The following is a 13,043-nucleotide window of genomic DNA, read 5'->3' as shown; positions in this document are numbered from 1 at the left end:
GCACCCACGCTTTCAGCCAACGCGGCACGAGTGGCTCAGCCACTCGTCCATTCTCAGGCACTCCCAACCGCTCCGGGGCCCAACGACGGGAGCCCGTATGTCCCCCGAACTCATCTCGATCCTCGTCCTCGTCGTGGTGTTCGTCATCGCCACCACCCGTTCCGTGAACATGGGCGCGCTCGCCTTCGCCGCGGCCTTCGGGGTCGGCGGGCTCGTCGCCGACCTCGACGCGGACGGCATCTTCGCCGGGTTCCCCGGTGACCTGTTCGTCGTCCTGGTCGGCGTCACGTACCTCTTTGCGATCGCCCGCGCCAACGGCACCACCGACTGGCTGGTGCACGCCGCCGTCCGGCTCGTACGGGGACGGGTGGCGCTCATCCCCTGGGTGATGTTCGCGCTGACCGGCGCGCTCACGGCGATCGGCGCGGTCAGCCCGGCCGCGGTCGCGATCGTCGCCCCGATCGCCCTGAGCTTCGCCACGCGCTACGGGATCAGCCCGCTCCTGATGGGCGCGATGGTCGTCCACGGCGCCCAGGCCGGCGGCTTCTCCCCGATCAGCATCTACGGCTCGATCGTCAACGGCCTGGTGGCACGCGAGAACCTCCCGGGCAGCGAACTGGTCCTCTTCCTGGCGTCACTGACGGCGAATGTGGTGATCGCCGGGGTGGTGTTCGTGGTGTGCGGAGGACTGAAGCTGTGGGCGCAGGGCGCGGTGGACGACGGCAGTCCCGCCCCAGCCACCCCCACCCTGAGCCCGGAAGAAACCACCCTCACCCCACCCCGCATAGCCACCCTCACCTCCCTCCTCGCCCTGGTCATAGCCGTCCTCGTCTTCGACCTGGACGCAGGCCTCACCGCCATCACCCTCGCCGTCATCCTCAGCACCGCATGGCCCGAAGACAGCCGCAAGGCCACAAGCCAAATCGCCTGGCCCACCGTCCTCCTCATCTGCGGCGTCCTCACCTACGTGGGCGTCCTGGAAGAGATGGGCACCATCACCTGGGCCGGCGAGGGCGTAGGCGGCATCGGCATCCCCCTCCTCGCCGCCCTGCTCCTCTGCTACATCGGCGCCCTGGTCTCCGCCTTCGCCTCCTCCGTGGGAATCATGGGCGCCCTGATCCCCCTGGCCGTCCCCTTCCTGGAACAAGGCGAGATCGGCGCGATCGGCATGGTCGCCGCACTCGCCGTATCGGCGACCGTCGTGGACGTGAGCCCGTTCTCCACGAACGGCGCCCTCGTCCTGGCCGCCGCGCCGGACGTCGACCGCGAACGTTTCTTCCGGCAGCTGATGGTGTACGGAGGAGTCGTGGTGGCGGTCGTACCGGCGGCGGCATGGCTGGTGATGGTCGTCCCCGGCTGGGGATGACCGACCGATGCCCCCTGAACGGACAGACAGGCAAGACAGGCAACACAGGCAAGACGACTAAGGAGACGGACGCGTGCCCCCTCTCTTCCCGGCCCTGACCGAGGCCCCGGCCGACCGGCCCGCTCTCCGCTTCGGCGAGCGCTCACTGACGTACGGAGAACTCGCCGCCGCGGCCGGCGCCCTCACCGGACGCATCGGCGAGGCCAGGCGGGTCGCCGTCTGGGCGACACCCACGATGGAGACCGCCGTCGCCGTCGTCGCCGCCCTGCTGGCCGGCATCCCCGCCGTACCGCTCAACCCCAAGTCGGGCGAGAAGGAACTCGGCCACATCCTGTCCGACAGCGCCCCCGACCTGGTGCTCACGGCCCCGGAGGACCAACTCCCCTCCCCGGTACGGGACCTGCCCCGCCTCGACGTGGACGTAGACATCGACGTACACGGCACCGGCCCCGCCCCCGCCGCCGTCGAGGAGCACGCCGACGAGTCCGACCCGGCCCTGATCGTCTACACCTCCGGCACCACCGGCCCGCCCAAGGGTGCCGTCATCCCGCGCCGGGCGATCTCCTCGACCCTGGACGCGCTGGCCGACGCCTGGCAGTGGAGCGGCGACGACGTCCTCGTCCACGGACTGCCGCTGTTCCACGTCCACGGCCTGGTCCTGGGCACGCTCGGCCCGCTGCGGCGCGGCGGGTCGGTCCGGCACCTGGGCCGGTTCAGCACCCAGGGCGTGGCCCGCGAGCTGGCCGGCGGGGCGACGATGCTGTTCGGCGTGCCGACGATGTACCACCGGATCGCCGAGGCGGTGACCAGTGACCCGGATCTGGTGAAGGCACTGACGGGGGCGCGACTGCTGGTCTCCGGTTCGGCCGCGCTGCCCGTGCACGACCACGGGCGGATCGCGACGGCGACGGGACGGCGGGTGATCGAGCGCTACGGCATGACGGAGACGCTGATGAACACCAGCGTCCGCGCCGACGGCGAGGCCCGCCCGGGCACGGTCGGTGTGCCGCTGCCGGGCGTGGAGCTGCGGCTGGTCGAGGAGGACGGCTCGGAGGTCGGCGCGTACGACGGGGAGACCGTCGGCGAGATCCAGGTGCGCGGCCCGAACCTGTTCACCGAGTACCTCAACCGGCCCGACGCCACCGCCGCCGCCTTCACCGCCGACGGCTGGTTCCGCACCGGCGACATGGCGGTGCGCGACCCCGACGGCTATGTGCGGATCGTCGGCCGCAAGGCCACCGACCTGATCAAGAGCGGCGGTTACAAGATCGGGGCCGGCGAGATCGAGAACGCGCTCCTCGAACACCCCGGGGTGCGGGAGGCCGCGGTGACCGGGGAGCCGGACCCCGACCTGGGCGAGCGGATCGTGGCGTGGATCGTGCCCGCGGATCCCCAGTCGCCGCCCGCCCTGGCCGAGTTGGCCGACCATGTGGCCCAGCGCCTCGCACCGCACAAGCGCCCTCGGGTCGTCCACCACCTGAACGCGCTGCCCCGCAACGACATGGGGAAGATCATGAAGCGGGCGCTGACCCATGAGTGACCGGCACTCGGCTCGAGAGATCGTCGCCCTCGTCGCCGACGACTCCACCTTCGCCGAACTCCCCCTGTCCATAAGGAACCCCCGGCCGGACGGCCCCCTCGCCTGGCCGGGCTACGACGCCTCCCGCGCCCGTGCCGCCGAACGCACCGGCGAGCAGGAGTCCGTGGTCTGCGGCACCGCCCGGATCGGCGGCGCCCGGGCCGTACTGATCGCGTTCGAGTTCGGCTTCCTCGGCGGCTCCCTGGGGCAGCGCACCGGCGACCTGCTGGAGGCGGCGTACACATACGCCCGTGAACACCGTCTCCCGGTCGTGCCGCTCGTCGCCACCGGCGGCAGCCGGATGCAGGAGGGCATGCTCGCGCTGACCCAGCTCCAGCGCGTGGCCCGGCAGTCGGCGCTCACCAGGGAGGCCGGGCTGGCCCAGGTCGCCGTGGTGCGCGACCCGACGACCGGGGGCGGCTGGGCCACCCTCGGCGCGGGCGCCGACGTGGTCCTCGCGCTGCCCGGGGCACAGGTCGGCTTCGCCGGCTCCCGGGTGCGGCCGGCGGACGCGGACCCGGCGGCGTACACGGCCGAGGCGCAGCTCGCGGCGGGGGCGGTGGACGCGGTCGTACGGCCGGAGGAGCTGCGCGAGGCGCTGGGGCGGTGGCTGCCGCTGCTGACGTCCCCGTCCGGCACGCCCGCCCCGCCGCCGGAACCGCTCGGCGACAGCGCGGGCCTGCCCGGCACCGGCTGGGACGCCGTACGGCGGGCCCGCTCGCCCCGGCGCCCGCGCGCCGCCGCCTATCTGGACGCCTACTTCACCCACCGGGTCGCGATCAGCGGCGACCGCTGCGGCGGCACCGACCCGGACGGGATGCTGTGCGGGTTCGGTGAACATCGGGGCCGTACGGTCGCGTACGCGGCGCAGACCGGGACCGCGACCCGCCCGGCCGGCTACCGCACCGCCGCCCGGCTGATCCGGCTCGCGGACCGACTCGGCATCCCGGTGCTGACCCTCGTCGACACCCCGGGCGCCGCCAACGACGCGGAGGCGGAGCGGCAGGGCGCGGGCGCGGCGATCGCCGACCTGTTCGGCGCGGTGGCGGGCGCCCGTACGCCGGTGACGACGCTGGTGATCGGCGAGGGCGGCTCCGGCGGCGCGCTGGCCCTGGCCGCGCCCGGCAACACCTGGGCCACGGCCGACAGCTACTTCTCGGTGATCGCGCCGGAGCTCGCGGCGGCCATCCTCAAGCGGCCGCCGCGCGAGGTGGAACCGACGGCGGACCAGCTCCGCATCCGGCCGCAGGATCTGGTGGAGCTGAGGGTGATCCGGGGGACGGTGGGTCCGTGAGTCCGGTGGATGGCCCACGGAACATCAAGTACCTTCCGTAACAACGGAAATGCTCAGTGCAGTGGGACGACGGGGGTGCCGTGGACGGGTTGGTCGAATTCAGGACCGGTGACGGTGCCGTGGTCGCGGTCGAGGGGGTGGAGGAGCGGTCCGGCTCCCGCCTGGTCTCCCGTGGCGACGGTGCGGTCCAGGCGACCCGTACGTTCGAGGGCGCCCTGGACGGCGTGCGCTCCGCCGCCGAGTCCGCGCTGCGCGTCTTCCGGGACGGCTCGCTGAAGCCGGACGGTGTGGAGATCGAGTTCGGGGTGAAGCTGTCCGCCGAGGCAGGCGCGTTCATCGCCAAGGGGACCGCCGAGGGGCACCTCGTGGTCAAGCTGTCCTGGTCCCCGTCCGCTTCGGAGGCCGGTGCTCGGGAGGCCGGCACCGCGTCATGAACAGCGCCGTGGACAGCGCCCTGGAGACCAGCCTGAACAGCGCCGAGTGGCACGCCCGGATCGAATTACGCGGCCAGGTGGCCGGAGCGGGCTTCCTGGTCACCCCCAACACGGTGCTGACCTGCGCCCATGTCGTGCGGGACGGCGACGGCCCGACGGTGACCTTCACGGAGCTGCCCGGCTCCCCGGCCGTGCCCGCCCGGGTCGTCGCGCACGGCGGCTGGAGCGGCGCCGGCACCGACCTCGGTGACCTGGCCGTGCTGGAACTGGACCGGGAGATGCCCATCGCCCCGGCCGCGCTCGCGCCGGTCGACGCCGCGCACGGCACGAGCCCCCGCAAGCTCGTCGTCTACGGCTTCCCGGTCGGCTTCGACGAGGGCACCCTCGCCGAGTACCGCGTCACCGCACCGCAGTTGATCAAACGGGAGTGGCTCCAGCTGGAGGCCTGGCACCCGGGTGGCCAGGCCCTGGCCCCCGGCTTCAGCGGGGCGGCCGTCACCCTGGCCGACACCGGCGAGGTCGTCGGCATGGTCACGGCGGCGGCCGGCAGCCGGGACGTGCGCAACGGCCGGATGATGCCCACCCAGGTCATGGCCCGCTACTGGCCCGGCCTACAGAGCCTCGTCCCCACCTCGGACCACGCCGGTGCCGACCGGGCCCGGCTGCGCGCCCTGGTGGAGAAGGCGGCCCGGGCGGGCGTGGACTGCGACCCGGCCCGGCTCTACTCCGCCGCCGCCGACCCGTTCGACCCGCCGCCGCCCGAGGAGGGGTTCGACTCCCTGTGGTCGGCGGCCCTGTTCGTACTGTGCGAACTCGACGGGCCGGGCGCCGCGCGGACCGTGTCCCGGTTCGCCGACCGGCTCGAAGCCCTGCTGCACACCCCGGCCGTGGAGCCGTCGGCGCCCGACTGGTCGCCCATCCTCGTCGAACTCGGGCACAGCGGAGCGGGCGACGGCCTGGTCCGGGTCGAGGTGTCCGCGTACAGCGAGGGGCGACGGCACCCGGTGGACTCCGGCACGGTCGAACAGCACCGGCTGCACGCCTACGTGCGGGACCGGATCGAGGCGGCCTTCCGGTATCTGACGCCCGGCGCCGATGAGTTGGTGGCGTTCGCGCTGCCCCGGGACTGGCTGGACTGGCCCGTCGACCTCTGGGAGAGCGCCCCCGACGACGCGACCCCGCTCGGCTGCGTCTACCCGCTGGTCGTCACCGACCACGCCCGGCGCAAGGCCAGCACCCGGCATGTCCTGACCCGGGCGTGGAAGCGCCTGGACGCTTTGCCGGGCGCGCGGATGCACCGTGTGGAGTGCGGCGGCCCGGAGGAGCCCGGGCGGCTGCGGATGCGGATGCGGCGGCCCGACGCCTGCCTCGCCGGGTTCGGCACCGCCCCGGCCGCCTCCCGTACCCGACCGCACTTCGACACCTCGCTCACCGCGCCGGCCCCGGTCATCGTGTGGTCGCGCGACGGCTGCGACTCCGGGCAGGAGGAGTGCGCCGGAGCGGACGGCTGCACCGGCAAGGCCTTCCTCGACGCGCTCGACGCCTGCCTCTCGGCCGTACCGCCCGCCGAACTCCCGCGCCACATCCTGGCGCTGCGCGAGGAGGCCGACGCCGAGGAGGACCACTGGGCCCACGGCATCCAGCTGCTGTGGGACGACCCACGGGTCTTCACCGACCCGCACGCGGTCGTCGCCGCGCACGCGGGGTCGCCGGTGTCGCCGGTGTCCTGACCCACCCGGACGCGGTCCGGGGCGCCTTGAGAAACACCAGCACGAAAACGGAGAGCGGAGACCACCCCCCATGCCGCACTGGTCGGTCTACACCGGCAAGAACGAGCCGCACGACGGCATCGACCACCTCCCCGTCCCACCGCCCTGGCGCGCCTTCGACGGCGGGCCGGCCCTGCCGCCGCCCGACGACGGCGACGACGCGACGGCCGTCTCGCCCGACCGCGTGCACCGGGCCAAGTCGTACGTGGCCACCCCGGAGAGCGTCCGGCTCGTCAACGCCGCGCTCTGTCTGCGCCGCCCCCTCCTCGTCACCGGCCCGCCCGGCACCGGCAAGTCCTCACTGGCGTACGCGGTGGCACGCGAGCTGCGCCTCGGCCCGGTGCTGCGCTGGAACATCACCAGCCGCAGCTCGCTGTCCGACGGCCTCTACCAGTACGACCCGCTGTCCCGGCTGTACGCGGCCCGGGAGCGGCAGGACCGGCAGGACCGGCAGGACCGGCAGGACCGGCTGCGGCAGGACCGTCCGGCCGCCGGCGATGTCGAGGACCATCTGCGCCTGGGCCCGCTCGGTACGGCCCTGCTCCCCTACGACCGGCCCCGGGCCCTGCTCGTCGACGAGGTCGACAAGAGCGACCTCGACCTGCCGAACGACCTGCTGAACGTCCTGGAGGAGGGCCAGTACGAGATCCCCGAACTGGTCCGCGCCGCCCGCCACTCGGACGACACGGCGGCCGAGGTCCTGGCCGACGGCACGGACACCCCGGTCGCCGTCCGGCGCGGGCGGGTCCGCTGCCGGGCCTTCCCGTTCGTCGTACTGACCAGCAACGGCGAACGCGAGTTCCCGCCCGCCTTCCTGCGCCGCTGCGTCCGGCTGAAGCTGCGCCGCCCCGACCGGGACCAGCTCACCGACATCGTCCGCGCCCACCTCGACACCCCGGACGCCGCGGCGGACCGTCTGATCACCCGCTTCCTGGAGCGGGCCAACGGCGGCGAACTGGCCACCGACCAGCTTCTGAACGCCCTCTACCTCACCGGAGTCTCCGGCCTGGACGCCGAGTCCCGCGACGACCTCGCCGAGCAACTGATGCCGTACCTCAGCGCGACGGCCGACGGCGATGGCTTCTGAGCACGGATCCGGACAGTCCCCCGTCGCCCGCCTGGCCGCGGCGCTGTCCGCGGCGGGTGCGTCGCCGACGCCCCGGGAGCTGGCGGAACTGCTGTGGCTGGCGGGCCGGTTGGAGGCGGACGGGCAGCCGTCCGGGGAGGAGCCCCGGTCCGTCGGTCCCGCCACGCCCGAAGCGACAGCCGAGGCCCTCACGCCCGAGGACGACCCCCCGGCCGCCACCCCCGTACCGCCACGGTCCTCCGAGCCACCACCGACGGCCCCGGCGCCCACGCCCGACCGTGTCCCCCTGCGCCTGCCCGCACCGCGTTCCCCGGGACCCACACCGGGGGACGGAGCCGGCGGCGGTTCCCCCCTTCTCGCCCCCGCACCGCCGATGCTGCCCCACCCCCTCGCACTCCAGCGCGCCCTGCGCCCGCTGCAGCGCAAGGTGCCCTCCCCGCACCGGCGCGTGCTGGACGAACGGGCGACGGCCGACCGGATCGCGCGGCTCGGCGCCCACCCCGACGTGTGGCTCCCGGTGCTGCGCCCGGCCCCCGACCGCTGGCTGCGCCTGAACCTCGTGCACGACACCGGCCCCACCATGCCGGTCTGGCGCCCCCTGGTGAGCGAACTGCACACGGCCCTCGCCCAGTCGGGCATCTTCCGTACCGTCACCCTGCATCCGGCCACACCCGACGGCCGGGCCCGCCAGGTCCCCGTCCTGGACGACGGCCGTACGGTCACCCTCGTCGTCAGCGACTGCATGGGCCCGCAGTGGCGCCCGGGCGAGGCGGGCGACCGCTGGTACCGCACCCTGCGCCACTGGGCCCGCCACCTGCCGCTCGCCGTGGTCCAGCCCCTGCCGGAACACCTCTGGCCCACCACGGCCCTCCCCGCCGAACCGGGCCTGCTGACCGCCCCGTCCACGGCGGCGCCCTCGGCATCGCTCGCCTTCACCCCGTACGAAGCCACGCCGGCCCCCGACCAGGCCCTGCCCCTGCCGGTCCTGGAACCGGGCGCCCCCTGGCTCGCCCACTGGGCGGCCCTGGTCTCCGACCCCGGAGGCGCCCGCACCCCGGGCGCGGCGGCCTGGCTGCCGCCCGCCCCCGCACCACCCGCCGAACCGGTCCCCGACCTCGCCTCGGCGTCCCCGGAGGACCTGGTGCTGCGCTTCCGCGCGACCGCGTCCCCGGAGGCCTTCCGCCTCGCCGGGCATCTCGCGCTGGCGGTCCCCTCGGTCCCGGTGATGCGCCTCGTCCAGCGCACCGTCGACCGCGACCCGCACCCCCAGCACCTCGCCGAGGTGATCCTCAGCGGCATGCTCGCGGCGGCCCCGGGCCCACCCGGCTCCTACGAATTCCGGCCCGGTGTGAGGGAGTTGCTGCTGCGTTCGCTGCCCCGTACGGCCCGGGGACGGACCCGTGAGTTCCTCGAGCGGGTCGGCGGTCTGATCGACGAACGGGCGGGGCTCGCGGCCGGGGAGTTCCGGGCCGAGACGGACGGCGGGCAGAACGGCTCGGGGCCCGCGTTCGCGACGGTGAGCGAGGAGACGGTGCGGCGGCTGGGCGGGGAGGGGCCGCCGGAGCCGTTGTTCGCGGGGCGGTACCGGCTGGCCGGGCGGCGAGGGGCCGACCGACGGAAGGTGCGGGCCGTGGACGTCCGCACCGACCAGCAGGTGGTCGTACAGATGTATCGCGACCAGCCCGCGCCGCACGAGCGGTTCCTGAGGGAGGCCCGCGCGCTGGCCGACGTCGACGATCCGCATGTGGTGCGGGTGCTCGACTTCGGGACGGAGGGCAACACGCCCTACCTGGTCACGGAGTTCGTGGACGGGCTGACGCTCTCAGAAATCCTCTCGGGCATCTCCTTCCGGACGTTCGCCCGCCTGGTGTGCCAGGGCCTGGCCGGTCTCGACGCGCTCCACGCGCACGGTCTGGTGCGCGGGGAGCCCGGCCCTGCGGGCCTGTTGCTGCGGCCCGACGGCACGGTGATGATCAGCCGGGTCGCGCTGGGCGAGGAGTCCCGGGACAAGGGCCCCGAGTCGGACGTGACCGAATTCCGCTGGTTTCTCAAGCAACTGGCCGCGGGCGTGGCGGTTCCCCGCGAGCACAGGGAGCTGCTCGACCGGATCGACAGGCGCAGGATGCGCGAAGCCGCCGGATACGCCGCCGGGCTGCCCGCGACGGCCCCGTGGCCGCCCTCGTACGGCTTCACACTGCTCGGCCCGCTGCGCATCAGCGACGGCACGGACCCCGTCGAGCCCCCCTCGCCGGAGGCCCAGGCGCTGCTGTGCATGCTGCTCCTCCACCGCGGCCGCCGTGTGACCCGCACCGAGGTGGCCGGGGGGCTGTGGGCGGAGCCACCGGCGGACCGCGAGGCCGAAGCCCGCATCGAGAACCTGATTCCCGAGCTGCGACGGGTGCTGCCGCCCGGCGCGTTCGTCACTCTCCCGGATGCCTACGCCCTGCACCTGCCGGACGTGTACGTCGACGCGCTCCACTGCGAGGAGCTCCTCGGCGACACGATGCGCGGCCCCGCCGAACTCCGCCGCGTCCTCGACCTCTGGTACGGCGACCCCCTCGACGGCGTCCCCGGCCCCGCCGCCGCCACCACCCGGGAGCGTCTGCGCGCCCTCAGGCTGGACCTCGAGACCACGCTGGCCGACCTGGAGCGGACGGCGTCCGAAGAGGGCGCCGGCCCCACGATCCTCTTCGAGGCCGACGACCTCACCGGTCACCCCGAGGCCCGCATCACCCTCGAGTACGCGGTGCACGAGATGCTCTCCCGGGGCGCCCTCGCCACCCATCAGGTCGATGTCCGGGTGCGCGGCAACGGCTACATGGTCCACACCGAGCCGGGCACCTACGTCCTCCCCGTGCTGGTCGCGGTGCTGCGCTGGCTCCCGGAGGTCCTGACCGGGCTCGTGGACCCGCCGCCGCTCACCGTGACGTTCTGGGACGGGCCCACCCCGCCGGAGGTGTCGGCGCCCGTGAACGCCGACCTCCAGGTGGTCGTCTCCCCGGCCGTGTACGAGCAGTTCGCCGGCAGCTCGGCGGCCCAGGGGCCCCGGCGCTTCCAGCCCCTCTACCAGGGCGGCGCCACGGACACCCCGCCCGTCGCCTGGTACTGCCCGCTGTCCCCCTCCACGGCCCCCGAACTCGAGGACCGCGACCTGGTGCGGGGGCCCTTCATCACGCACGATCTGCGCCGGCTCGGCATACCGGCCCCGGGCCGCACCGCCGTCGTCCACACCCAGCCGGACGGCCCGCTCACCCTCCTCAACCCCGCCCAGCCGCACGGCGACGGGCCGCCGCGGCACGTCACGTACTACGAGGTGGACCTCACCACGCACCAGTCCCACCACCGGGTCTCCCTGCCGAGCTCCGGCAAGGGCGCCTTCGCCGCCGCGGTCGAGCTGTCCTGGCACGTGGACGACCCGGTCGCCTTCGTCCGCGGCGAGGTCGCCCGGGTGTCGGAGCCGCTGCTGGAGCATCTGCTGGAGGAGGCGGCCCGGATCACCCGCCGGCATCCGCTGCGCCGGGCGGGCGCGGCCCAGCGCGCGGTCAACGCCGGGCTGCGCCGGTGGCCCGTGCCGGGGCTGTCGGTGGCGGCGTCGGTGCAGCTGGCCCCGGAGGGGGCGGCCCTGCCCGGACCGCAGGGCCCGGCCCCGTCGGCGCGCCCGCTGTCCGGTCTCCTCGGCGACGCCGAGACCGTGCTGCTGGGCTTCGACGGCCCGGTGGCCCGCCTGTTCTCCGCGACCACCGCGCGCGAGGCCGCCCTCGACCTGCTCGCCCTGGTCGCCGAGCACCGCGACCCGCAGGACAGCGTGGCGGGGGCGGGGCGGGAGACGTTCGTCCATCCGCTGGACGTCCTGCGGGCGTTCGCCCGCGACCGGCTCGGCCCGCTGCTCCGGGACCGCCTGGAGAAACTCGAACTGCTGGCGCTCCCGGCCGCGCCGACCACGCACAACTGCGTCCCGCTGGTCCGCGCGCTGCACGACTCCGGACGCCGTGTCAGTGTGGTCACGGACGTCGGCGCACCGGCCGTCCACCGCTATCTGGAGCCCTACGGCCTCCCCCTGGCCGGGGTCCACGGCCGCGGCAAGGACCTCGCCCTGCTGACCCCGCACCCCGACTGCCTCCTGCGCGCGATGCACTCCTCCGGCGGCGCCGCCGCGACCGGCGTACTGATCGGCTCCACGGTCGCCGAACTCACCGCCGCCCAGCAGGCCGGCCTGCGCTTCATCGGCCTCGCCCGCAACGCCACCGCCGCCCGGCACCTCGGCGAGGCGGGCTGCGAGACCACCGTCACGTCCCTGGCCCCCCTCCTGGAGGCAGCGCGCTCGCTCCAGACGTAGCGGGGGCCGAACCCCCCGTTCGGCGGCACCCCACCCGGCCCCCTTGGAAAGGCGGCTCCGTCCCCTCCCGCGCACGATGCGAGGGAGGCCCGCCATCGGGCGGCCCTCCACGGTCTGTGCTCTCGGGAGGACCTGCCATGACCGCCAGTCTGGAGCAGTTGCGCCGCTGCCACTTCGCCGTCGACCTGGGGGCGGCCCGCACCCGCGTCTACGTCAAGGGCGCCGGGCTCGTCGTCGACCAGCCGTCCGCCGCCGCCGTGAACACCCGCACCGGCGCCCTGATCGCGGTCGGCGAGCTCGCCGAGAAGATGACGGGCCGTACGCCGCACTACATCCGGGTGGTGCGGCCGGTCTCCGGCGGCACGGTCGTGGACATCGAGATGGCCCAGCGCATGCTGCGGCACCTGCTCGGCGACAAGATGCGCCGCAGTCTGCGCCGCAAGCCGATCCTGCGCGCCGCGGCCTGCACCCCGCACGACGCCGACCCGCTGGCCCAGCGCGCCGCGATCGAGACCCTGGTAGGGCTCGGGGCCCGCCGGGTGGAGCTGGTCGACACACTGATCGCCGCCGCCGTCGGCTGCGGGCTGCCCGTGGAGCAGCCCGAGGCAACGATGATCATGGTGTGCGGGGCGGCGGCCACCCAGGTGGCCGTGCTGTCCCTGGGCGCGATCGTCACCGCCGAGCGCATCCCGGTGGGCGGCGAGGCCGTCGACCACGCGATCGTGCAGCACCTGCGGCACGAGCACGAGCTGATGCTGCCGAGCCAGTCGGTGCGGCCGTTGCAGCTGGCCCTGTCCGGCAACGGCCTCACCCCGCACGGCCCGGCCTCGACGGAGATCCACGGCCGGGACGTCGCCACCGGCCTGGCCCGCTCGGTCCTGGTCGACACCGCCGCCGTACGGGACGCCATCCAGACGCCGCTCACCGCCATCCTCGACGGCATCGGCAAGGTGCTCCGGGACTGTCCGCCCGATCTGGTCGCCGACCTGGGCGAACGGGGCATCATGATGGTCGGCGGCAGTGCGCTGCTGCCGGGCCTGGACGAGATGCTCCGCGAGGCGACCGGGATGCCCGTGCGCATCGCCGAGCGCCCGGACGTGTGCGCGGTACAGGGCCTCGGCGCCATGCTGGAGGGCAAGATCGAACCGCTGGCGCTGGATCCGCTGGGCGCCTGAGCC

The 13,043-nt window shown here is 74.5% G+C and carries 8 protein-coding genes; all 8 read left to right on the top strand.

The features are described 5' to 3' along the window. Window positions 1–97: 97 nt before the first annotated feature. The 8 genes from ACFT4A_RS36695 (at window position 98) to ACFT4A_RS36660 (ending at window position 13,040) form a co-directional block, all read left to right on the top strand. The gene (locus ACFT4A_RS36695) at window positions 98–1,366 is read left to right on the top strand and encodes an SLC13 family permease (RefSeq protein WP_382839383.1); all 1,269 of its coding nucleotides are present in this window, start codon (window positions 98–100) and stop codon (window positions 1,364–1,366) included. Window positions 1,367–1,439: 73 nt separating this feature from the next. Beyond that, a complete protein-coding gene (locus ACFT4A_RS36690) occupies window positions 1,440–2,906 on the top strand; it encodes an acyl-CoA synthetase (RefSeq protein ID WP_382839381.1) in 1,467 nt (488 codons plus the stop codon). Then, on the top strand, window positions 2,899–4,239 hold the full coding sequence (locus ACFT4A_RS36685) for a carboxyl transferase domain-containing protein (RefSeq protein ID WP_382839378.1): 1,341 nt from the start codon (window positions 2,899–2,901) through the stop codon (window positions 4,237–4,239). The genes ACFT4A_RS36690 and ACFT4A_RS36685 overlap by 8 nt, the downstream gene beginning before the upstream one ends. An 80-nt stretch (window positions 4,240–4,319) precedes the next feature. After that, on the top strand, window positions 4,320–4,673 hold the full coding sequence (locus tag ACFT4A_RS36680; protein ID WP_382839421.1) for a CU044_2847 family protein: 354 nt from the start codon (window positions 4,320–4,322) through the stop codon (window positions 4,671–4,673). Beyond that, on the top strand, window positions 4,670–6,403 hold the full coding sequence (locus ACFT4A_RS36675; protein WP_382839375.1) for a trypsin-like peptidase domain-containing protein: 1,734 nt from the start codon (window positions 4,670–4,672) through the stop codon (window positions 6,401–6,403). The genes ACFT4A_RS36680 and ACFT4A_RS36675 overlap by 4 nt, the downstream gene beginning before the upstream one ends. Window positions 6,404–6,473: 70 nt before the next feature. Then, entirely contained in the window at window positions 6,474–7,529 is a 1,056-nt protein-coding gene (locus ACFT4A_RS36670) for an AAA family ATPase (RefSeq protein WP_382839372.1), read from the top strand. Next, window positions 7,519–11,865, top strand: a complete 4,347-nt coding sequence (locus ACFT4A_RS36665; protein WP_382839370.1) for an SAV_2336 N-terminal domain-related protein — start codon at window positions 7,519–7,521, stop codon at window positions 11,863–11,865. Before ACFT4A_RS36670 ends, ACFT4A_RS36665 begins: the two co-directional genes overlap by 11 nt. A gap of 137 nt (window positions 11,866–12,002) precedes the next feature. Beyond that, entirely contained in the window at window positions 12,003–13,040 is a 1,038-nt protein-coding gene (locus ACFT4A_RS36660; RefSeq protein WP_382839367.1) for a rod shape-determining protein, read from the top strand. Window positions 13,041–13,043: the final 3 nt, after the last annotated feature.

The sequence above is a fragment of the Streptomyces sp. NPDC057099 genome (genome assembly GCF_042671245.1).
GTDB lineage: Bacteria > Actinomycetota > Actinomycetes > Streptomycetales > Streptomycetaceae > Streptomyces > Streptomyces purpurascens.
Note: the sequence above shows the minus strand (reverse complement) of the source record. Positions and strands in the feature narration are given on the sequence as shown.

Excerpts from the sequence above, each read along its gene's own strand:
- ACFT4A_RS36695 (WP_382839383.1), top strand. The coding sequence starts at position 98 with ATGTCCCCCGAACTCATCTCGATCCTCGTCCTCGTCGTGGTGTTCGTC.
- ACFT4A_RS36685 (WP_382839378.1), top strand. The coding sequence starts at position 2,899 with ATGAGTGACCGGCACTCGGCTCGAGAGATCGTCGCCCTCGTCGCCGAC.
- ACFT4A_RS36675 (WP_382839375.1), top strand. The coding sequence starts at position 4,670 with ATGAACAGCGCCGTGGACAGCGCCCTGGAGACCAGCCTGAACAGCGCC.
- ACFT4A_RS36670 (WP_382839372.1), top strand. The coding sequence starts at position 6,474 with ATGCCGCACTGGTCGGTCTACACCGGCAAGAACGAGCCGCACGACGGC.
- ACFT4A_RS36665 (WP_382839370.1), top strand. The coding sequence starts at position 7,519 with ATGGCTTCTGAGCACGGATCCGGACAGTCCCCCGTCGCCCGCCTGGCC.
- ACFT4A_RS36660 (WP_382839367.1), top strand. The coding sequence starts at position 12,003 with ATGACCGCCAGTCTGGAGCAGTTGCGCCGCTGCCACTTCGCCGTCGAC.